The organism is Nocardia sp. NPDC041819 (assembly GCF_055590505.1).
Genome location: NZ_JBVJAP010000015.1, coordinates 147,414 through 167,575, shown reverse-complemented (window position 1 = coordinate 167,575; position 20,162 = coordinate 147,414). Strand labels below are relative to the sequence as shown.

Genomic DNA, 20,162 nt, shown 5'->3' with positions numbered 1-20,162 from the left:
TGGCTGTGTCGATTCGTCGGAGGGTTGGTGTCGCCGGATGGTGTTGGCCGCGTCACAGCGGGTGCTGGCTCGGTTGCTGGTCGTCGCTTCGGTCGCCTTGGCCGTATCCTGCGGGAACGACGAGCCGGCGCCGTCGATCACCGTAGCCGCGGGTGATTCGATCGAGTCGTCGGTGCTCGCCGAGATCTACGCGGGCGCACTGGCGCGGACCGGCGCGCGCACCGCGGTCGCCCCGGGGCTGGGCAACCGCGCGGACTACCTCGCGGCGCTCGACGCCGACCGGGTTCAAGTGGTCGGTGAGCACACCGGGACGTTGCTCGCCCACCTCGACGAACACGCGACGGTTCGGCTCCCCGAAGAGGTGGTGAAGGCGGTGAGCGCCGCGCTGCCCGAAGGGCTGGTGGTCTCCGACCGTGCCGAGGGCGCCGATCTGCGGCCGCGGCTGCTGCTCACCGCGCAGGCGGCGGCCCAGGACAAGGTGCGGACGGTGGGCGATCTCGCGCCGCGCTGCGGCGGGCTGACCGCCGGTGTGGCGACCACGCCGGGCCTGCTGCCTTCCGCCGGGCGTGAGCGCGTCGACGGGTGCGACTTCGCGGCCACCGTGGCCTTCCCGGATCCGGCCGCGTTACGGAAGGCATTGCTGGACGGACGCGTTCAAGTCGGTCTTCTCGGTGGTCCCCCTGAGCTGACGCCCGGCGCGACCGACGGATTGGCCGTGCTGGCCGACGACGACTACGCCGTGCGCGCCGAGAACGTGCTGCCGCTGTTCCGCAAAGGCCTGCTCGACCAGCGGCAGATCAAGAAGCTGAACTACGTCGCGGGCGAGCTGACGACCGACGAGCTGGCGGACATGATCCGCAGTGTCCGGGACGACGGCGCCGCGCCGGGTGACGTCGCGCGTGCTTGGTTGGACAAGCACGCGCTGTAGTCGCGAGGGTCTCCGGCCTGGCGTTCGCGGCGGTCCGCTCCCTCCCGAATCGCCCGACCGCTCGCGGGTGCTGTCGGGAATCGAGCGATAGATGTCGGCTCCGACACTGCCGCCATTGTGAGCCGCGGCATAGTGTGGCAATCGGGCCTTCTATCGGTCCTGGCGAACAACGCTTCATTTCCGGTCTTGCAACAGCAACGGCGCTGGACAGGTCGCCAACGGTGTCGACCTTCGGCCGGAGCTGAAATCGAGAGGCCATCGAGAACCTGACGTCTCGGTGGCCTCTCGTCGTGTATCCGCGAGGTCATCGGGAGCGGCGATACGCGAGGCCGAGGATTGTGTGGCTCATCACGGGACGATCCGTCTTGTCCGCAGACTGTTCCGAGCCGTATATTCCACGTGGAATATTTAGCGTGGAGCATGTCGGCGCCCGGCGATAATGTGCCGGACGGCGACCGATCAGCAACGGAGGTGACCCGGCATGGGGCAAGGGCAGGCGCATCCATCGGTGACGCCGCTGGCCATCGCCGTGCTCGCGCTGCTCGAGGAGCGGCCCATGCATCCGTACGAGATGTTCCAGACGCTGATCGCCCGGCGGGAGGACAAGCTGGTCAAGGTGCGGCCCGGTTCGCTGTATCACACCGTGTCCCGGCTGGCCGACCAGGAACTGGTCCGCGCCGAGGGCGTCGACCGGGCGGGCAACCGGCCCGAGCGCACCACCTACCGGATCACCGGGCGAGGCAGGGACGCGCTGCGCAACCGGATCGCCGAGATCGTGCGACGTCCCGTCCCGGAGTATCCGATCTTCCCGGTGGCGCTGGGGGAGTTGCACAATCTGCCCAAGCCGGAGGTGCTCGCGCTGCTGCGCGAACGAATCGGCGTCCTGGAAACCGAACTGGCCGACGCCGACATGCTGAGCGCCTGGGCCGAAGAGCACGTCGTCCCCCGCCGCTACTGGATCGCCCTGCCCTATCTGCGGGCTCTGCTCGCCGCCGAACTCACCTGGGTCAAGGAGTTCACCGCCGAATTGGCCAGCGGCGCACTCGAATGGGAGACCTTCGACCCCCTGACCGGCGCGCGCTCCGCCTACGACGGCGCCGATTCCGCGGTGTCGCCACCGGTGCCCCCCGGCAGCGTGGCGAAACCCGTCTCGAATTTTTCGGATAATCCGAGTTAGGAACGAAACAGATGTCCACACAACGTAATCCGTGGCCCGCGCTACTGGCGCTGGTTGTCGGCTTCTTCATGATCCTGCTGGACATGACGATCGTCGCGGTCGCCAATCCCGCGATCATGACCAGCCTCCACGCCGACATCTCGCAGGTGATCTGGGTGACCAGCGCTTACCTGCTCACCTACGCGGTGCCGCTGCTGGTCACCGGGCGGCTGGGCGACCGATTCGGCCCCAAGAACATCTATCTGATCGGCTTGGCGGTATTCACCACGGCGTCGCTGTGGTGCGGCCTGTCCGGCAGCATCGGCATGCTGATCGCGGCCCGCGCCGCGCAGGGCATCGGCGCCGCACTGATGACGCCGCAGACCATGGCCGTCATCACCCGGACCTTTCCGCCGGACCGGCGCGGCGCCGCCATGGGCCTGTGGGGTGGCGTAGCGGGATTGGCGACACTGGTCGGCCCGATCCTCGGCGGCGTGCTGGTGGACGGTCTCGGCTGGGAGTGGATCTTCATCGTGAACGTCCCGGTCGGCGTCGTCGCCTTCGCACTGGCGGTCTGGCTGGTGCCCGCACTGCCGACCCACGAGCACAAGTTCGACATCCCCGGCGTGCTGCTCAGCGGCGTCGGCATGTTCCTGCTGGTGTTCGGCATCCAGGAGGGCAACAGCTACGACTGGTCGTTGCGCATCTGGCTGCTGATCGGCGCGGGCATCGTGGTGCTCGCGGTCTTCCTGGTCAACCAGGCCAAGACCAAGGGTGAGCCGCTGCTGCCGCTGAGCCTGTTCCGTGACCGCAACTTCGCGCTGTCCAATGCCGCGATCGCCGCGATGGGCGCGGCGGTGACCTCCCTGATGGTGCCGACGTACTTCTACCTGCAGGCCGTGCGGGAGCTGTCGCCGACCAAGTCGGCGCTGGTCTTCGCACCCATGGCGATCGTGACCGGTTTCTCGGCCCCGCTGGTCGGCAAGTTCGCCGACCGCTTGCACCCGCGGATCGTGCCCACCGTCGGCTTCGGCTTGTTCGCGCTGTCGGTGTTCTGGTTCGCGGCCCTGATGGAACCGCACTCGTCGCTGGCGTGGTTCCTGGTGGCCGCGGCGCTGGCCGGCTTCGCCAACGCCTGCATCTGGGCTCCGCTGGCGTCCACCGCCACCCACAACCTGCCCGTCCAGCAGGCCGGTGCGGGCGCGGGCGTCTACAACACCACCCGCCAGGTGGGCTCGGTCCTCGGCAGCGCGGCGATCAGCGCACTGGTGGCGGCCCGGATGACGGCGAACGGACTGGGCGGCGGAAAGGTCGCCGAAGGCGGCGCGGGCCAGGGGCCGATCCCGGAGTTCGTCAAGGATTCCTTCAGCACCGCGCTGAGCCAGTCCACCCTGCTCCCCTCCGCCATCCTGCTCATCGGCGTCGCCGCCTCGGTGCTGTTCATCCGCCACGGCAAATCCGCCCCGGCGCAATCCGAGCAAGAACGCGCCAAGGCCGATCTCAGCAGTTGACCCCTCGCTGATGCCCGTCCGGATAACGTTTGCGGGCGGGCATCAGCGTGCCAGCACGTCGAGTCTGCTCCAGTCGATTTTGATCTCGAACGGCACATCGATCACGGTCGGCGAATCGGTGGGCTCCAGCTTCATATGTGGTCGATATTGGCCGAGCACATGGTCGAGTACGTAGATCTCGATCGAATCCACGCGGTTATTCGACACCCAAGCGATCCAGTACCACGGGATCCCGGCCAGCGCGTACTCCGCGAGCTTGTCGGCCGTGTCCACACGCTCGGTGCCCGGTGAGACCACTTCGACCACCAGTTTGACCATGGAAGCGGGCAACGGCCGAAGTTCTGGTGGAGCGCAATCGAACAGTGCGATGTCCGGCCGCCGGATCGTCATCCTGGGCAGCTCCCACAGCAGCACGTCGAAATCCATATCGACGTCCAAGCATCCACTACGGTGACGGCTGATATGAGCTTCGGCAGCGGTCTCGATGAAGTCGGCTATCCTGCGAGCGGACTTTTGATGTGGCCTCGTAGGCGACTCGGCCCGAATGGCTTCGCCGTTCACCACTTCCACCAAGCGACAGAAATCTTCGGGGAGCTTCTTCCAGATCTCCAACGTGATCGGCGCCGGCTGCAGGTTCTCTTCGCGCGCCCAATCCAAGATTTCGGACATGGCCCCCTCCTCGAACGGCCGACGACTACCGGACTCGTCCGATCCTATCCGGTCGACAGGTGTTCATTGCCTGCTAGTTCGCGCCCGTCGGAAAGACAAGTCAACCTACGTTGAGGGTGACGGAGGGGTAGCCGGTGGCGCCGTCGGGGATCACATCGCGGCGGTCGGCGGTTTGGGTTTCGCCGGAGCCGTCGGTGGCGCGGGCGCGCACGGTGTGCGGGCCGGAGGTGGCATCCCAGTCGAAGACCCACTGGCGCCAGGTGTCGATGGACTGTTCCTCGGAAAGGCGGGCCTGCTGCCAGGGACCGTTGTCGATCTGGACCTCCACCGCGCGGATGCCGCGGTGCTGGGCCCACGCGACACCGGCGATGGGGACGCGGCCGGACTGGAGGCGGCCGCGGGCGCGGGGGGTGTCGATGCGGGTGCCGGTCTTGATCGGGCCGAGTGCCGACCAGCCGCGGCGCGTCCAATACGCGGTGGCGCGGTCGAAGCGGGTGACTTCCAATTCGGTCACCCACTTGGTGGCCGAGACGTAGCCGTAGAGTCCGGGCACGACCAACCGGGCGGGATAACCGTGCTGCACAGGAAGGGGCTCGCCGTTCATGCCGATCGCGAGCAGGGCGTCGCGTCCGTCGGTGAGCACCGCCAGCGGGGTGCCCGCGGTCCAGCCGTCGGCGCTGCGCGAGAGCACCATGTCCGCGTCGGGGTGCGGGCCCGCCTCGGCCAGCAGCCGATCCACGCGGTAGCCGAGCCAGCGCGCGTTGCCGATCAGGTCGCCGCCGACCGGATTCGACACACAGGCCAGCGTGACCAGGTGTTGCTCCACCGGACGATTCGCCAGATCCGCCCAGTCGAGCCGAATCTCGCGCTCGACCATGCCGTGGATGCGCAGCGACCAGCTGTCCTTGGACACCTGCGGCACGATCAGCGCGGTGTCGATCCGGTAGAAGTCGTCGTTCGGGGTCAGATAGGGCGTGAGCCCGGGTACGCGGAGATCGACGCCGGGCGCGACCGGCTCGGCAGGGGCGGAGGGTTCCGGCAGCCGCACCGCGGCGCGCTCGCCGGATACGTCGCTGCGGCGGGCGCCGAGCACGCGACCGCCGACCCCGGTGACCACGGCTGATCCGCCGACCACCAGAAGTCCACGCAAGATTTGCCTGCGCTCCGCAGCGCGGGACCGGTTGGTGTCGGCCACCGGCGAGGACGACCCGGTAGCGCTCGATGCCCCCGCTGCCGGCGCGATCGCGTTCGTCACTCCAGCCGGATTTGCTTCGTACCGCTGTGCGTCAGGAGCTTTCGTGCTCGCCGGAGTGCCCTGCACATCCCGAGGCGAACCGGTGCCCCCGGCGGGGTCGGACGTTTCGTCGACATCGGACGCAGGTCCGGAACTCCCTCGATGTCCGCCGCCCGGGGTGGACGCCGACCCACCGGTCTCGGTCGGCACCTCGGAATCGCCGGTCGGCAGCGTCGCGCCGGTTCGGCTTTCGCCAGAGGACTTCTCGACGGCCGCATCGATGCGACGGGTCAGCGCGCGCAGCGCGTAGATGCCCGCGGCAACGCCGACGACCGTAGGCAACGCGCCGGACAGACCGGTACGCGTCACCGCCACCCATGCCGTGACCACCCCGAACCCCACGAACAACCACGAACCGGCGGCCCGGCCGGTCCGTTCGATCGCACCGGCCAGTCCGGCGACCAGCACGGTGATCACGCCCATGATCAGGTACAGCGCGGCCTTGTCGTTGGTGCCGAAGGTCGTGATGGCCCATTCCCGCAACCCGTCGGGCGTGTGGTCGACGACGGCCGATCCGAGGACGTGCAGCGGCGCGCTGCCGGGATCGAGAACAGCCGCGAGGAGTTCGGCCACGCCCAGCGTCAGGCCCGCCGAGAGCATCCCGGCCGGCACGCGCAGTCGCAGATCGGCCATGGCATCGAGACTACTGCGGGTGGGCCGCCGCAACCGCTGACCCGGTCGGCAACCGTCGTCGACGCTCGATCGCCGACGAACTCCGACCCGGCGATCTCACTCGCGGTGCATTCGGTCGTGGTCGCGGCGCGCGCGCCGGTGGTGTGGCCGGGGACTGTTCGTCGTGGACCAGCCGGGATACGCGAAAGGCGCTGTCCGCGAACAGCGGACAGCGCCTCACCGCGATCAGCTCAGTTGTAGATGCTCGCCACGTCGTCGGCGTGCTGCTTCATCACGACCGCGCGCTTGAGCGACATCTTCGGGGTGAGCTCGCCGGTCTCCTGGGTCCAGTCGATGGTCAGCAGACGAATCTTCTTGATCTGCTCTGCGTGCGAGACCTTCTTGTTGGTCTCGGCCACCGCCGCGTCCACCTCGGCGATCAGATCCGGGTTCTCGATCAGCTTCTCGATCGGGGTGTCGGCGGGCAGGCTGTTGCGTTCCTTCCAGCCGGGCAGCGACTCCGGGTCCAGCGTGATCAGCGCGCCGATGAACGGCTGACCGTCGCCGACCACCATCACCTGGCTGATCAGCGGGTGCGCCCGCAGCGAGTCCTCCAGCAGCGCGGGGGAGACGTTCTTGCCACCGGCGGTGACGATGATCTCCTTCTTGCGGCCGGTGATGGTGATGAAGCCGTCGCCGTCGATGGCGCCGAGGTCGCCGGTCTTGAACCAGCCGTCCTCGAAGGCGTCCTCGGTGGCCTCCGCGTTGCCCCAGTAGCCGCTGAACACGACGGAGCCGCGCAGCAGCAACTCGCCGTCCTCGGCGATCTTCGCGGCGTGACCCTCGATCGGGCGGCCGACCGAGCCGACCCGGATCCGCTCCGGGGTGTTCACGGCAATGGCCGCGGTGGTCTCGGTGAGACCGTAACCCTCGTAGATGGTCACACCGACGCCGCGGAAGAAGTGACCCAGCCGCGCACCGAGCGGACCGCCGCCGGAGACGGCCGCCTCGCACTGGCCGCCGAGGGCGGCGCGCAGCTTGCTGTAGACCAGCTTGTCGAACAGCGCGTGCTTCAGCTTCAGCGCGATGCCCGGTCCGCCGTTGTCGAGCGCCTCGCTCCACGCGATCGCGGTATCGGCGGCGGCGTCGAAGATCTTGCCCTTGCCGCCGTCGTGCGCCTTCTGCTTGGCGCTGTTGAACACCTTCTCGAACACTCGCGGCACCGAGAGGATGAAGTGCGGCTGGTAGCTGCCGAACTGCTCGACCAGGGTGGACCAGTCGGCGGTGTGCGCGACGATGACCTTCGCGTCGAACGCGGCCAGCGCGACGGCGCGGGCGAAGACGTGCGCCAGCGGCAGGAACATGAGGGTCTTCTTGCCCTCGGTGACGTACTTGTTCAGCGCGATCCGGTCGGACTTGGACTCCGCGTACAGGTTCGCGTGGGTCAGCATGACGCCCTTGGGACGGCCGGTGGTGCCCGAGGTGTAGATCAGGGTGGCGGGCGACTGCGCGCCGACCTGGGCGCGACGCTCGTGCACCGCCTGGTCGTCCAGCTCGGCGCCGCGGGTGGTCAGCTCGTCCAGCGCGCCCTTGTCGATCTGCAGGGTCTCCCGCAGGTCCGGCAGCGACCCGGATTCGATCTCGTCGATCACCTTGCGGTGCTTGTCGCTGTCCAGGATCAGCAGCTTGGTGGCCGAGTCCTGCAGGATCCACTTGGCCTGCTCGGCGGCGGAACTGTCGTAGATCGCGACGGTGCAGCCGCCCGCGGCCCAGATGGCGAAATCGAGGACGGCCCACTCGTAGCGAGTGGGGGCCATGATGGCGACGCGATCGCCGAGTTCGAGCCCCGAAGCGATCAGGCCTTTCGCCACCCCGGTGACGGTTTTCGCGAACTCCGCGGCGGTGATATCCCGCCAGCCGCCACTGCCGCTCGGCACGTTGAACAGCACCGTGTTCGGTGTCTGTTCGGCGTGGCGGAAGACGTTGTCGGAATTGTTCGCGTCATCCGGAATGGTGTAGGAAGCCGGGACTTCGAACTCTCGCATCAGTGCCCTTCCACGTGGGTTTACTCGCCAGTAATCTACGACACCTGCGCGGGGGCCGTGAGGTCGACCACCGGAATCGCCTCCGTACATCACCGCAGGCTGGGGACCCGCTCGGGTTTCATCCTAGTTCGCGCAGGTCCGCCGGTTGAATGGCTTCGCGCAGGAACTCCGCGAGTTCGCGCAGCGCGGCCGACGCGGGCCCGGCCAGCGCGGCCTGCAGCTGAGCGACGTGCCACAAGCCCTTGCTCTCGGTGAAGCGGACGTGTACGCCCGCATCGCGCAGGGCGGCGACCAGTGCGACGCACTGGCGGTGCAGCAACTCGCTGACGTCCACCTGCACGTAGGTGGGCGGCAGGCCGCGCAGCTCACCGGTCAGCGGGGCGTAGGCCGGGTCGGCCCCGTCGCCGTCGCCCAGGTAGGCGGCCGCGCAGGCTCGTGACCAGGGCTTGTTGATCACCAGATCGCGTTCCCGCTCCGGGATCTCGTTGGGGTCGGCCCAGGGGGCGATCAAACCGAGCGCGGCCGGGGTCTGCCCGTGCCGGGCGATCAGGCGCTGCGCGAGCGCGAGCGACAGGCCGCCGCCCGCGGAATCGCCGGAGACGGCGATCTGATCCGGCCGCAGACCCGAACTCGCCACGAGCTCCAGGAACGCCGCTTCGGCGTCCTCCAGTGCGGCGGGGAAGGGATGCTCCGGCGCCAGCCGGTAGTCCAGCACGTAGACCGCGCACCCGGTGTCCCGCGCCAGCCGGGCCGCCAGCGAGCGGTGCGTCGCGGGCGAGCCGACCGCGTATCCGCCTCCGTGCAGATAGAGAACCGCGCCGTGCCCGGAGGTGTCCGCGAAGCCGATCCGCTCGGCGGGCCTGCCGCCGAGGCGCAGGGGCTGCACGAGGGCGCCCGCGGGCAACGGCTGCGCCCGTGAACTCACGTCGAGCAGCCTGCGCTGCATCGTGAACGGCAACCGCTTGTTCAGCGTCACCCGGAAGATCGGATTCAGTATGGCCCGCGCCAGGGGCAGCGGAAGGTCGATGTCGCGCATTCGTCGTTCCTCGGATCCCGGCTCAGGGCAGGAAGCGGCGCTCGACGTTGGCCGCGATCCGCTGGTAGCCCGACGCGGTCACCCGCACGAACAGATCCAGCAGCTTGGCCTCCCAGCCGATCAGCACGCGGCCGTGGCCCTTGCGCACGCCCTCGGTGATGGTCTGCGCCGCCATCTCGGGGGTGTGGATGGCCAGCTTCTTGTCGAACATCGAGGCGGCCGACTTGCTGTCGATGCCCTCGGCGTAGGTGGCGTTGCGCGCGACCGCGGTCTTGATGCCACCGGGATGCACGCAGGTGACCTTGACCGGGTGCCGGGCCACCAGCATCTCCTGGCGCAGCGACTCGGTGAAACCGCGCACCGCGAACTTCGCCGCGTTGTAGGCGCTCTGGCCGGGGATCGCGATGAGGCCGAAGAGGCTGGACACGTTGACGATGTGGCCGTCGCCGGACTCGATCACCATCGGCAGGAACGCCTTGGTGCCGTTGACGACGCCCCAGAAGTCGACGTCCATCACGCGCTCGAAGTCCTTGTACTCCGAGCGGATGACCTCGCCGTGGTGGGCGATGCCCGCGTTGTTGTAGACCTGGTGCACGGTGCCGAAGTGCGCTTTCACCGCGTCGGCGTAGAGGATCACCGCTTCGCGTTCGACCACGTTCAGCCGGTCGGACTTGACCTGCGCGCCGAGCTGCTCGCAGCGCCGCGTGGTCTCGGCGAGGCCGTCGACGTCGATATCCGACAGCGCCAGTTTGGCGCCGCGCCGAGCCAGGTTCTCCGCCAGCGCACGGCCGATCCCGGAGCCCGCTCCGGTGATCACACAGACCTTGTTCTTGAAGTAAGCGTCATTGCTCACGATGCCACTGCTTTCACATCGGTTCGGGAAATGGAGATGTCGTACGCCGACACGTCGAATGTCCTGGTCAGGCGACGGAATTCGAAGGTGAAGTCCGGCCACAACGTGGTGTTGTTGCCGTGCTTGTCCAGGTACCAGCTCGAGCACCCGCCGGTCAGCCAGACACTGCCTGCCAGTTTCGCCTGCAAGTCCTTGTTGTAGGCATCCTGCACGTCGCGGCGCACTTCCACGGTACGCAGGTCGAGGCGGTCGATGGTAGCCAGCGCGTCGGCGACGTAGTTGATCTGCGATTCGATCATGTACACCATCGAGGTGTGCCCGAGGCCGACGTTCGGGCCGAGCAGGAAGAACATATTGGGGAAGTTGGCGATCGTCGAGCCCTTGTAGCCCTGCTGGCCGATCTCGTCGAACACCTCCGACAGCGTGCGCCCGTCGCGGCCGAAGATCGTCTCGTAGGTCGGCGAGTCGGTGACGTGGAAGCCGGTCGCCACGATCAGCGCGTCGATCTCGCGCTCGGTGCCGTCCTCGGTGACGATCGAGTTCGCGCGCACCTCGGCGATGCCGTCGGTGACCACGTCGACGTTGGGGCGTGCCAGCGCGGGGTAGTAGTCGTTGGAGATCAGCATGCGCTTGCAGCCGATCCGGAAGTTCGGCGTGACCTTGGCGCGCAACTGCGGATCACGAATCTCGTAGCGCAGTTTCGCCTTCGCGATCGCCTCGAACAGCTGCATCAGGGCCGGAACCTTGGCCAGGCCGACCACCTGGGTCTCGCGCGCGGCGTAGATGGCCGCGCGGGATAGTCGCTGCAGGCCCGGCACGTGCTTGAAGGCGAGTCGCTCGGCCTTCGTGTACGGGCGGTCCAGGCGCGGCAGCAGCCAGGGTGCGGTGCGCTGGTAGACGTCCAGGTGGCCGACCTTCGGAGCGATGGCGGGCACGATCTGGATGGCCGAGGCGCCGGTTCCGATGATGGCGACCCGCTTACCGGTGAGATCGGCGTCGTGATTCCAGCGGGCGGAGTGGAAGATCTCGCCTTCGAAGTCGTTGATGCCTTTGATGTCCGGCAGCGCGGGCTCGCACAGCGCGCCGACCGCCGAAACCACCGTGTCGGCGGTGAAGCTGCCCTTGCTCGACTCGATCTCCCACAGCGCGGTCTCGGTGTTCCAGCGGGCGCTGGTCACGTCGCAGTCGAAGACGTGCTTGTCGCGCACGTCGTAGCGCTTGGACACGTCCTGGATGTACTGCTGGATCTCGCCCTGCTTGGAGAACGACCGCGACCAGTCCGGGTTCAGCGCGAACGAGTACGAGTACAGGTGCGAAGGAACGTCGCAGGCCGCGCCGGGGTAGGTGTTGTCGCGCCAGGTGCCGCCGACATCGCTGCCGCGTTCGAGCACGAGGAAGTCGTTGCGACCCTGCTGGGTCAGCCGGATGGCCAGACCCAGACCCGCGAACCCGCTGCCGATGATGATCGTCCTGGCGTGGCGCGTGGATCGGCCGGCGACAGCTTTGTCTGTAACCTTGCGACTCATGTAACGCAGCCTACGGTGCTATTGAGCACGAGTCAACAGTGTATTGACTTCCGTTCAGTAGGATGTGCCGGTGACCAGAACTCAGTCGGACGCCCCCAAGCGCACGCGGCTCAGTCCCGACGAGCGCCGCGAGCAGCTGATCACCCTGGGCGCCAAGATGCTCGGTGAGCGTTCCATCGACGACATCTCCGTCAGCGAGATCGCCGCCCAGGCCGGCATCTCCCGAGGCCTGCTGTTCCACTACTTCCCGACCAAGCAGGATTTCCAGTTGGCGATCGTGCGACACGCCAACGCCGAACTGATCGAGCGCGTGATCCCGGACCGCTCGCTCGGCCTGTTCGAGATGCTGCGCGACTCCATCGAGCGCTACATCGAGTACGTCACCGAGAACCGCACGTCCTACCTCGCACTGTTGCGTGGTCCGACCAGCGTCAGCCCCGAGCTGGCCCCGCTGGTCGATCAGACCCGCGACGCCATCATCGGCATCATCCTCGCCGAGACGCCGGTTCCGGTCGCCGAGTCCGACCATCCCCGGCTCATGCTCGCCATGCGCGGGTGGATCGCGTTCGTCGAGGAATCCACGCTCACCTGGCTGCGCTCCGAACCCATCTCCCGCGAACAGCTCGTCGACCTGCTGGTCGAATCGTTGATCGCCATAGCGTTCTCGGTGGATCCGGCTCTGGCTTCGGCGCTGCGAGGCTGAGGAGGTCTTGCTCGCGTCTGCCGGATCTCGACCCATTCGGTCTACGGCCGCTGCCGCGCCGGTGGTGTGACGATCAGTCGTCCGCCGCGTTGTAGCGGACCAGGTACCCGGCGAGTTCGGCGAGGTCCTCGTCGTCCCAGTCGCGGAACCGTTCGGCGAACGCCTCCCGGCGGCGCTGTTCGGCCTCCCGGGCGATCCGCTGCCCGGCGGGAGTGGCGCGCAGGATGTGGTTGCGCCGGTTGGCCGGATCGACCTCCCGGGTGAGATAACCGAGCCGTTCCAGCGCCGCCACCTGTCGGCTCACCGTGGATTTGTCCAGCAGGAAGTGTCCGGCCAGTTCTGTGGCCAGGCAGCCGTCCCGCTCGATGACCAGGTCCAGAATGCTCGACGCCACCAGCGGCAGTTCCGGATGCAGCTCGGCGGCCCGGCCGCGGGCTCGGCGGGCGAATGCGGTGAGTTCGCGCTGGATCGTTCGGATCGCGGTCGAGCGAGTGGAAGATGCTGGAGTCTGCCGCATGGTTGTATAGTACAACTACGATAGTTGTATTTACCAACCTTCTGGAGAGTCTTCGCATGCATCAACTTCGACATGTCGCCGCGCATCTGCTCACCCCGCTGCTGATGTGCCTCGGCATGGCACTGGCGTATCTGGGCGCGTTCCACCAGCCCGAGCCCAATCACATGAAGGTGGCCATCGTGGGTGATACGCCGCAGGTCAAGGTGCTGGCGCAGACACTGAAGGACCGCGCTGGAGACGCACTCGAGGTTGTCACCCTGCCCGGCCGCGACGAGGCGGTAGGGCAGTTGCGCGAGCGGACGCTGGCCGGTGCCTATGTGCCGGAATCGCACGAAGCGCTGGTCGCGAAGGCCGGTTCCGACACCACCGCGATGGCGGCCGAGGCTGTCTTCGGCCGCATCGCCGCCCAGCAAGGGGCGCCGGTCGAGGTCACCGATATCGCTCCGCCGGGTACCGGCGATCCGACCGCGCAGGGCCTGTTCTTCCTGCTGGTGGCATTGAGCATCGGCTCCTACGGCAGCGTCGCGGCGATCGGCGCGGCCGGGGCGGGACTGAGCATGGGCCTGCGCGCACTGCTGGGCCTGATCACATCGCTGGCGGTGAGCGTTATCGGCCTCGGTGTCGCCGGGCCGGTATTCCATGTGGTCGACCACGACTACGCCGCCGTCTGGGCGATGTCGTGGCTCTATTCAGCGGGGATTCTCGCGGTGGGCATCGGGTTGCACACCTTCTTACGGCGTTGGACCACGCTGACGATGATGGTGCTTTTCGTGATGCTCAACTTCACGACATCGGGCGGCGTGTACGGACCGTGGCTGCAGAACGATTTCTTCGGCGCGCTGCATTCCTTCTGGAACGGAGCGGGTTTCGTCGAGGGCGCGCGCACCCTGCTGTACTTCGACGGCGGTGCGGGGTTCGGCACCCGGGTGTTGAGCTTGGTGCTGTGGCTGGCGGCCGGCGCGGGACTGGTCCTGGTGGCGGGCGGCTACGAGCGCAGGCTCCGCACGCCGGCCCGCACGGAGGCGGCGCCTGTCACGGAACGCGCGGCCGAGGAAGAGATCGAAGAGGCGGTCGGGGTCTGAACGTGCGCCGCCTGAGTTGATCGGCGGACGGCCCACGAGTGTGGTGCTGCCCACACGCCGCACTCCGCATGCCCTTGTGCTGCCAATACCGCGCTGTTCCAGTGCCTTTCGATTTTGTGTCGGAAAACCCGGCGCATACCGTTGGGTGGTCGATGGTGTGGGACGGCGATGGAGGCCGCCGATGTTGGTCATCAATGAACGAACGACGGCGCCGCGATCCGAACAGCGCGTGCTCGACTGGATGCGGGGTTGGACCGGCCAGTACGTCATTGTGGGACTCGCGATCTCGGGGTGTTACCTACCCGACCGCGAGCGCAAGGACGAAACGCAAGAAGCCGATCTGGTGGTGATCACCCCCAGAGCCGCGGTCGTCGTCGAGGTCAAGGGCACCGTCCCGGAGGCGATGGGCGGTGTCCTGTCGGTGCAGGCCAACGGCCGCTGGCGGCTGTCCGGCTACGCGGGCGACCCGATCCACGTGCGCGACCACGACAGCAGCCCGTTCGACCAGGTGACCAACAACGTCTTCAACTTGAAGGCGCTGGTGCGCAAGCACAACGCCGACGCCTTCGTCGACGGACTGATCGTCGTGGTGCCGCCCAAGGATTCGAACCTCACGCTGAACATCGAGTCACGCAGGCGCGGTTGCGCGGTGGTGCTCGGAGCCGGGCAGGCCGACCTGCGCGCGTGGTTCCACCGCACCGCGAGCCGCAAGCTGATCTGGACCGCCGAACGCACGCACGCCCTGCTCACCGACTTGAACCTGGGCGATCAGATCACCGTCGACGACTTGGCAGCGGACGGCTTCCCGCCGGAGCAGAAGTTGCGGGCCGGGACGCTGGCGGCGCTGGAGAGTGTCACGCGGAAGACTCCCGAACTCGAGGACAGGACGCCTACGGATGGGTCCGACGCCGACGAGTCGGCGGGTTCGGACGCACCACCGGTGGATACCGTGCCCGAGCCGCCGGACGCCGATCCGGATGCAGCGCGGTTCACCGCATCGACACGAGTCGTCGAAATCCCTGACGACTCCGGCGATGTCGACGCCGAGGTCTCGGAGGTACATCACTCGGCCGCGTCGCTGTCCACGCCGAGGCAGACCGACGCCTTGGAGCCCGATACCGGAGAGCTTGAACGCCCGGAGTCCGGGTCACCGACGCGGTCCGGTGCCGAAGGCGCACCGCAAGCCGGCCGGTCATCGTCGACGGCTCGGCAGCCGCACGAGTACACGGCTGTTCCGGACGGCAGCCAAGACGTACCCGCGTCCGAGTCGCTTCCCGCGCAGGTGCCGGTTGCCGGGGCGGTGCGGACGCGACCTACCGACGCGGATCCTTTCGCACCGGAATTCCTCGCACCGGAGCCCCCGCCGATGCCCGCGCCGTCGGACACGCCAACTTATTCGTATGCCGGCGAAGAAGGGCACCGGTCGGCATCCTCTCGCGCGGACGCGCGGCAGCTCGAGCCCGGAGTGCCGGAAGATGATCATCCGGAGCCGCCGCGCTTCGAAGGCCGACTCGCGGCGAAGTCCGCACAGGAAGAAGGCATCGAGCCGAATTCCTATGTGAGAGAACGCTTCGCCACTGGGTACGTGGCTTCGATACGTCCCGCTGCCGCTGAGCCCACCACGGCGGGACGCACCGAACCCGAACTCTCGCCCGCCGATGAGGATTCGGATCCGGCTGCGCGACCGGCATCCGCACCGTCGTCGTTCACGGACAGTTGGTCGTCGTGGATCGAGCCCGCCCCCGACCGGCCGCTGCGCCCGCGCCCGCCGCAGGCACCTCAGCCGAGCCGGCCCACAGCATGGTCCACACCCACCCCCGAACCGCAGCCACTGCGCCGCCCCGCGCCGACCGCTGTGCTCGAGCGTCCACGGATCACGGTTCGCGACCAGATAACCGCGCTGTCCGCGCGCATCCCCGGCCGCACCTCCGAGAAATCGAAGCCACGCAGCCACCGCTCACAACAGATCGCCGCGGTGGCACTGATCCTCCTCGTCATCGGCATGATCTGGCTACTGGCGGCCTCCTGCTCGACGCCCACGGGCGGCGCCGTGCAACCGACACAGGCCCCCGTGCTCACCACCGAGGCAGTTCCCCCGCCGCCGCCCGTCACGGAAACTCCGGCCCGAATGAACCTTCTGCCGTTGTGCACTCCGCGCACGCCCAAGTGCTGACTTCCGCGGCCGGGCACGCTGTAATCCGCGTATTGAGCACCAAAGCGTTGCCCGTTGTTGGTATTGACGCGGCGGGGTCGCGATCGGTCCCGACAGCCTGGAGTTCGAGTCACCAGATAGCGCGGAGGCTGCCCAGCGCGGCAATCCGCTGAGTCATCTGCCCGGAGCCGTCGAGGTAGTGGCAGTGGCAACCCGATGAGGATTTCGGCAGCGCCACAGGCGTGCTCACGATGCGCCGGAAAGCCATTGTCGAACGCGGCTGGACGCGGATCTCTTGCGTCGTCGTGTTCGAAGGGGCGGGTTGAACCAGCCGGGCAACGGTTCTCGCGCGGCAAGCCAGGTCTGCGGCACGCCGGCGATCGGAGCGGGGCGGCTTCCGACGCCGGTGTAGGCGGCGACGATCCCGCCCACGATGGCGCTCGTGGTGTCGATATCTCCGTCCGCCGCAATACATGTGGCGATCGCAGCCGGGTAGTTGTCCAAATGCGTTGCCGCGACCCACATGGTGAACGGCACCGTGTTCTGTGCGGTGACCAGGGATCCGTTGCCGAGTTCCCCTGCGGCCTCCTTCGTCGAGGCTTCGAGCAGGGTGCGAGCCCGGCGAATCAGTCGGCTGGTCTCACCGTCGTCGAGGCAGTCGAGGAGGGCGGTAAGGAATCCCTCCGGGGTGGGCCGACTCCCGATCAGGCGAGCACGAGCGGCTTGACCGGCCGCGAGGGCGACCGCGACCGCGCCGAGGACGCCTTCGGGATGCAGATGTGTCACCTGCGCCGACCGTGCCGCCTCGGCGGCGATTCTTTCCGGATCGTCGGCGAAGAAGGCGCCCAGCGGGGCGACTCGCATGGCCGCACCGTTGCCACAGGACCCCTGATGATCGAACGCGGCCCCGGCCGCCTCCCGCCAGTGCATGCCATTGCGGATTCGACGCAGGGTATCGACCGCGAGGAAGCCGTACTCACGGCGTGGGTCGAACCGTTGCGCGAAGGCGGTGGCAAGCCGGTCTTGGTCGATTCGACCGCGACTGGAAAGGTGAGCGACTACGGTGCATGCCATTTCGGTGTCGTCGGTCCAGCCCAACTGTCGGGCAGGAAGATCGCCCGCCCGAAGATCCGGAATCGACCGGCCCATGATGGGGAATTCCGCGCCCAGCGCATCCCCCACAGACAGTCCATCCAGTGAATCGAGCATCAAGTCAACGTGCATCGCGTCAGATGCTAGCCATGCCGCATGGCGTGGCGCGACAATTGCGGCGGTTGGTTGGTCGTACCCATGATTACTCCTCTCGCTGCCCGTTCCGGTCCGTATCCATCGAACGGACGGCCGTGCCGCCGGAATCGACTCGCCGCGAGTTATGCATTGCGCTTCTCAGCGAGGAGTCCACTGAGCGCTTCCGCCAGGAAGCGCGGGTGACCGCACGCATCCGTCACCCCGGGGCGCCGCAGGTATTCGACGCGGTGCTCGGCGCCTCGTTGAGGCGGTGTATCTCGTGATTGAAGTCATCGACGGGATTATGCTGCGCGACCGCGCCGCCGCCCGTCCCCGCTCTCGGCGATGCACCTGCACACCGCGATCGAATCGGCTGAGCGCGTTACAACGAACTGGCCCTGATCGTACTCCTCATCGGCATGCTCTGGGAAACGCCCTCACCACCCGCGACCGGTTTCTGGACGAAGCCGTCCATCTCCCTGCGACATCGCATCCGAGCCTTGCGAACCGGCGACAAAGCCGCACGTTGGCAGGTGATCTCATGATTGTGAATCGCTGATGAGCGTGTGCCAGCTGCCGACGTGTCCGAAGTCGAGCTGAGGGTACGGACCGCTTCCCTGCGCAGCGAGATCGCATGATGCGATGGACTGCGACGTTATGAGAACCGAAAGCTCCACTCCCGCTCCGGAATTACACTCGCTGATTGGCCACGTCGTCGTGGTAGCGTCGCAAGGTGCATAGCAACCCTGAACAGATGCACGCCGCAGCCGTCCGGATATCGGCAAGGGCGAACGAGTTCTGGGACGACGTCGAGGCGTTGCGCAAGGAAGCCGACGCGCTGATGTCCGCCGATTGGACCGGCGAGGCGGCCGATTCGCACGCCGCGCTGTGGACCGAGTGGGTGGATTCGGCACGGAAGGTTGCCGCCGCTCTCAGCGAGGATGCGGCGTTGATACATCAGGCCGCTGACAGGTACGTGAAGACCGATAACAGCAATGCCGGCGACCTTACGTACGTTCAGTTCAACCTGGGCAATTCGTGATGTCCGCCTACACTGCCGACACCGACCGAATTCTGGCCGTAGTCGAGAAGGCTCGACGAATCGGTCAGCAGATCGAACAACGCATCGCCGATGTCGAGCGCGAAGTGGCTGCGCTGCACATCGAGTGGGAAGGCGCGGCGGCGGAGGCGCACCGGTCGAAACATGACACCTGGCATCGTGAGATGAACGACATGAAGACGGCTCTGACGGAACTCGAAAACGCCGCCAGCACAGCTCGGGACCGATACCTGGCCAATGTTGCTCACAACCGGGGAATGTGGCCCTGATGGCGCCCATCACCATGGACCCGAGCGTCCTGTACAGTGCAGCGGCACTGTACGAAGCGGCCCGCAACAACGCCGACGGTGTCATGCGAACGCTCGCAGGGGCACTGGACAAAGACTGGGGCTGTGCGGGCAGCGACAGCGCGGGCCGCACCTGGGCCGGCAGCTACGACCCGGCCGCATTCAACGCCGTGGCCGCCGGAACAAATATCGTCAACGCATTCGGCAAGCTCCATGACCTGCTTGCGTTCACCGCTGTCAATCATGTCAATACCGAAAAGCTCAACAAGACGCCTCCTGAGACGCCGGACCCGTCGCCCTCGGTCCTCGAGACCACGACGGCACCGATATTCAAGGGTGCATTCGGCGGTGACACCGACCCGCCGTTCGGATGGGAACTGGTCAGCAGCTGGCTGCAGGGCCACACCTGGCCGAACGGAGACCCGGACAAGCTGCGCAGACTCGGAAAAGCGTGGAGAGACGCGGCCAAAGGGTTACGCAATGCCAGCGACGGAACCGGTCAGGCGTGGCTGAACCTCGAGGAAATCGCCTCGGATGAACTGCCACAGGCGCTTGCTCAGATGGACGCAGTGTTCACAAGCGTCGAGACGGTCGCTACGCAATACGAGAGTCTGGCCAACGCATGTGACGACTGGGCGCAGCAGATCGAGGACGCGCACCAGAAGATCCTTGCCATCCTCGCGGGCGCGCTCGGCGTCGGAATTATTGCCGGGGTGTTGGTCGGCATCTTCACAGCGGGTACAGGCGCAGTAGGGACGACAGCCGCGGCTGGCAGCTCCGCCGGCGCAGCCATCGTCACCGTCCTGATCGCGTTCGACGCAGCCGCTGCCCTGGCCACCGGTGTGACCGTCGCCGCAGGTGCGGCAGTCATCGGTGTCGCCACCGAACTGCAGCCTCTCCTCGAGGCCAACCCCACCCAGTTCAACGCCAGTACGAACGCAGGTGCAGGTAATCACAACTATGTACCACCGCCAAAGGGTGGATTGCCGGGATTCCCCGGTGCCAAGAAAATTCCACCGCAGGCACCCAGGTGGCGGAAGCGTTGGAAAGATTCCGACGGCAATACCTACGAGTGGGACTATCAGCACGGTGCAGTTGAGAAGTACGGCAAAAACGGCAAGCATCTAGGTGAGTACGATCCCAACACTGGGGCGCAGACGAAACCGCCTGACCCCTCGCGCAAACCAGGACGGTAGAGAATGTGGTACCTCGAGGAATATGATAAAGACTCGCAGGAATTCATTCGAGACTATCTGTTGAACGGAATGGATGGATCAACATTGAAGGATATTCTGGGATTCGATGAGGGTGAGTATCCGATCGAGGCAGCCGAACATCCTGTATACCCGCCGAACTTGACCGAGTTGGCTAGATTCATCGATGGGCCATTTGGTGTTGATGAATCCCGGTTGTATTTCGTCGGCTTTCACAGCGACTGAGCGGCTCTGTGCCCTCGGTGGTCTCGGCCGTATCTGTCCACCGGCTGCGCCAGCCAGAGGACCGT

At 66.9% G+C, this 20,162-nt stretch carries 18 protein-coding genes; 10 read left to right on the top strand and 8 right to left on the bottom strand.

What is annotated here, in order from left to right:
• Nucleotides 1-37 precede the first annotated feature (37 nt).
• The 3 genes from ACZ6DL_RS31540 (at nucleotide 38) to ACZ6DL_RS31530 (ending at nucleotide 3,595) form a co-directional block, all read left to right on the top strand.
• Nucleotides 38-928: a glycine betaine ABC transporter substrate-binding protein gene (locus tag ACZ6DL_RS31540; protein WP_466056563.1), complete on the top strand. Its 891-nt coding sequence runs from the start codon at nucleotides 38-40 to the stop codon at nucleotides 926-928.
• Nucleotides 929-1,409: 481 nt separating this feature from the next.
• Nucleotides 1,410-2,105, top strand: a complete 696-nt coding sequence (locus tag ACZ6DL_RS31535) for a PadR family transcriptional regulator (RefSeq protein WP_466056561.1) — start codon at nucleotides 1,410-1,412, stop codon at nucleotides 2,103-2,105.
• Between the two features lie 11 nt (nucleotides 2,106-2,116).
• The gene (locus ACZ6DL_RS31530; RefSeq protein WP_466056559.1) at nucleotides 2,117-3,595 is read left to right on the top strand and encodes a DHA2 family efflux MFS transporter permease subunit; all 1,479 of its coding nucleotides are present in this window, start codon (nucleotides 2,117-2,119) and stop codon (nucleotides 3,593-3,595) included.
• 42 nt (nucleotides 3,596-3,637) lie between these two features.
• Here ACZ6DL_RS31530 and ACZ6DL_RS31525 read toward each other — a convergent pair whose 3' ends face one another.
• From ACZ6DL_RS31525 to ACZ6DL_RS31500, 6 genes are all read right to left on the bottom strand, one after another.
• Nucleotides 3,638-4,252 (bottom strand): Uma2 family endonuclease, encoded by a 615-nt coding sequence (locus ACZ6DL_RS31525; RefSeq protein WP_466056557.1) that lies wholly within the window; start codon nucleotides 4,250-4,252, stop codon nucleotides 3,638-3,640.
• A 112-nt stretch (nucleotides 4,253-4,364) separates the two neighbouring features.
• Nucleotides 4,365-6,191 (bottom strand): molybdopterin-dependent oxidoreductase, encoded by a 1,827-nt coding sequence (locus ACZ6DL_RS31520; protein ID WP_466056555.1) that lies wholly within the window; start codon nucleotides 6,189-6,191, stop codon nucleotides 4,365-4,367.
• A gap of 230 nt (nucleotides 6,192-6,421) precedes the next feature.
• A complete protein-coding gene (locus tag ACZ6DL_RS31515; protein ID WP_466056553.1) occupies nucleotides 6,422-8,215 on the bottom strand; it encodes an AMP-dependent synthetase/ligase in 1,794 nt (597 codons plus the stop codon).
• A gap of 118 nt (nucleotides 8,216-8,333) precedes the next feature.
• Nucleotides 8,334-9,251: an alpha/beta hydrolase gene (locus ACZ6DL_RS31510; protein ID WP_466056551.1), complete on the bottom strand. Its 918-nt coding sequence runs from the start codon at nucleotides 9,249-9,251 to the stop codon at nucleotides 8,334-8,336.
• A gap of 22 nt (nucleotides 9,252-9,273) precedes the next feature.
• The gene (locus ACZ6DL_RS31505; RefSeq protein WP_357125280.1) at nucleotides 9,274-10,104 is read right to left on the bottom strand and encodes an SDR family NAD(P)-dependent oxidoreductase; all 831 of its coding nucleotides are present in this window, start codon (nucleotides 10,102-10,104) and stop codon (nucleotides 9,274-9,276) included.
• Entirely contained in the window at nucleotides 10,101-11,630 is a 1,530-nt protein-coding gene (locus ACZ6DL_RS31500; protein WP_466056549.1) for a flavin-containing monooxygenase, read from the bottom strand. Before ACZ6DL_RS31500 ends, ACZ6DL_RS31505 begins: the two co-directional genes overlap by 4 nt.
• 70 nt (nucleotides 11,631-11,700) lie before the next feature.
• On the opposite strand from ACZ6DL_RS31500, the gene ACZ6DL_RS31495 reads away from it, so the two are divergent.
• Nucleotides 11,701-12,333, top strand: coding sequence for a TetR/AcrR family transcriptional regulator (locus ACZ6DL_RS31495; protein WP_040869442.1), 633 nt, complete (start codon nucleotides 11,701-11,703; stop codon nucleotides 12,331-12,333).
• A gap of 73 nt (nucleotides 12,334-12,406) precedes the next feature.
• Here ACZ6DL_RS31495 and ACZ6DL_RS31490 read toward each other — a convergent pair whose 3' ends face one another.
• Nucleotides 12,407-12,850 (bottom strand): MarR family winged helix-turn-helix transcriptional regulator, encoded by a 444-nt coding sequence (locus ACZ6DL_RS31490; protein ID WP_466056547.1) that lies wholly within the window; start codon nucleotides 12,848-12,850, stop codon nucleotides 12,407-12,409.
• Between the two features lie 56 nt (nucleotides 12,851-12,906).
• Here ACZ6DL_RS31490 and ACZ6DL_RS31485 point away from each other — a divergent pair, with 56 nt between their 5' ends.
• Entirely contained in the window at nucleotides 12,907-13,932 is a 1,026-nt protein-coding gene (locus ACZ6DL_RS31485; RefSeq protein WP_466056545.1) for a hypothetical protein, read from the top strand.
• A 181-nt stretch (nucleotides 13,933-14,113) separates the two neighbouring features.
• Complete coding sequence (locus ACZ6DL_RS31480; RefSeq protein WP_466056543.1) at nucleotides 14,114-16,105, top strand: nuclease-related domain-containing protein; 1,992 nt, start codon at nucleotides 14,114-14,116, stop codon at nucleotides 16,103-16,105.
• A 225-nt stretch (nucleotides 16,106-16,330) separates the two neighbouring features.
• Here the strand turns inward: ACZ6DL_RS31480 and ACZ6DL_RS31475 are convergent, their stop codons facing one another.
• Nucleotides 16,331-17,233 carry an ADP-ribosylglycohydrolase family protein gene (locus tag ACZ6DL_RS31475; protein ID WP_466056597.1) on the bottom strand — a complete coding sequence of 301 codons (903 nt, stop codon included), beginning with the start codon at nucleotides 17,231-17,233 and terminating at the stop codon, nucleotides 16,331-16,333.
• Between the two features lie 811 nt (nucleotides 17,234-18,044).
• Here ACZ6DL_RS31475 and ACZ6DL_RS31470 point away from each other — a divergent pair.
• The 4 genes from ACZ6DL_RS31470 to ACZ6DL_RS31455 are packed head-to-tail and all read left to right on the top strand — an operon-like array spanning nucleotide 18,045 to nucleotide 20,097.
• A complete protein-coding gene (locus tag ACZ6DL_RS31470) occupies nucleotides 18,045-18,353 on the top strand; it encodes a WXG100 family type VII secretion target (RefSeq protein WP_466056541.1) in 309 nt (102 codons plus the stop codon).
• Nucleotides 18,353-18,640 (top strand): WXG100 family type VII secretion target, encoded by a 288-nt coding sequence (locus tag ACZ6DL_RS31465; protein WP_466056595.1) that lies wholly within the window; start codon nucleotides 18,353-18,355, stop codon nucleotides 18,638-18,640. Before ACZ6DL_RS31470 ends, ACZ6DL_RS31465 begins: the two co-directional genes overlap by 1 nt.
• Nucleotides 18,640-19,854, top strand: coding sequence for a colicin E3/pyocin S6 family cytotoxin (locus ACZ6DL_RS31460; protein ID WP_466056539.1), 1,215 nt, complete (start codon nucleotides 18,640-18,642; stop codon nucleotides 19,852-19,854). Before ACZ6DL_RS31465 ends, ACZ6DL_RS31460 begins: the two co-directional genes overlap by 1 nt.
• Before the next feature lie 3 nt (nucleotides 19,855-19,857).
• Entirely contained in the window at nucleotides 19,858-20,097 is a 240-nt protein-coding gene (locus ACZ6DL_RS31455) for a DUF7683 domain-containing protein (RefSeq protein ID WP_466056537.1), read from the top strand.
• Nucleotides 20,098-20,162: the final 65 nt, after the last annotated feature.

What these genes read in the sequence shown, in the direction of transcription:
- ACZ6DL_RS31490 (WP_466056547.1), bottom strand. Translation starts at nt 12,850, where the DNA reads ATGCGGCAGACTCCAGCATCTTCCACTCGCTCGACCGCGATCCGAACG.
- ACZ6DL_RS31520 (WP_466056555.1), bottom strand. Translation starts at nt 6,191, where the DNA reads ATGGCCGATCTGCGACTGCGCGTGCCGGCCGGGATGCTCTCGGCGGGC.
- ACZ6DL_RS31465 (WP_466056595.1), top strand. Translation starts at nt 18,353, where the DNA reads ATGTCCGCCTACACTGCCGACACCGACCGAATTCTGGCCGTAGTCGAG.
- ACZ6DL_RS31480 (WP_466056543.1), top strand. Translation starts at nt 14,114, where the DNA reads ATGTTGGTCATCAATGAACGAACGACGGCGCCGCGATCCGAACAGCGC.
- ACZ6DL_RS31485 (WP_466056545.1), top strand. Translation starts at nt 12,907, where the DNA reads ATGCATCAACTTCGACATGTCGCCGCGCATCTGCTCACCCCGCTGCTG.
- ACZ6DL_RS31475 (WP_466056597.1), bottom strand. Translation starts at nt 17,233, where the DNA reads ATGGGCCGGTCGATTCCGGATCTTCGGGCGGGCGATCTTCCTGCCCGA.
- ACZ6DL_RS31530 (WP_466056559.1), top strand. Translation starts at nt 2,117, where the DNA reads ATGTCCACACAACGTAATCCGTGGCCCGCGCTACTGGCGCTGGTTGTC.
- ACZ6DL_RS31535 (WP_466056561.1), top strand. Translation starts at nt 1,410, where the DNA reads ATGGGGCAAGGGCAGGCGCATCCATCGGTGACGCCGCTGGCCATCGCC.
- ACZ6DL_RS31515 (WP_466056553.1), bottom strand. Translation starts at nt 8,215, where the DNA reads ATGCGAGAGTTCGAAGTCCCGGCTTCCTACACCATTCCGGATGACGCG.
- ACZ6DL_RS31455 (WP_466056537.1), top strand. Translation starts at nt 19,858, where the DNA reads ATGTGGTACCTCGAGGAATATGATAAAGACTCGCAGGAATTCATTCGA.
- ACZ6DL_RS31460 (WP_466056539.1), top strand. Translation starts at nt 18,640, where the DNA reads ATGGCGCCCATCACCATGGACCCGAGCGTCCTGTACAGTGCAGCGGCA.
- ACZ6DL_RS31540 (WP_466056563.1), top strand. Translation starts at nt 38, where the DNA reads ATGGTGTTGGCCGCGTCACAGCGGGTGCTGGCTCGGTTGCTGGTCGTC.
- ACZ6DL_RS31500 (WP_466056549.1), bottom strand. Translation starts at nt 11,630, where the DNA reads ATGAGTCGCAAGGTTACAGACAAAGCTGTCGCCGGCCGATCCACGCGC.
- ACZ6DL_RS31510 (WP_466056551.1), bottom strand. Translation starts at nt 9,251, where the DNA reads ATGCGCGACATCGACCTTCCGCTGCCCCTGGCGCGGGCCATACTGAAT.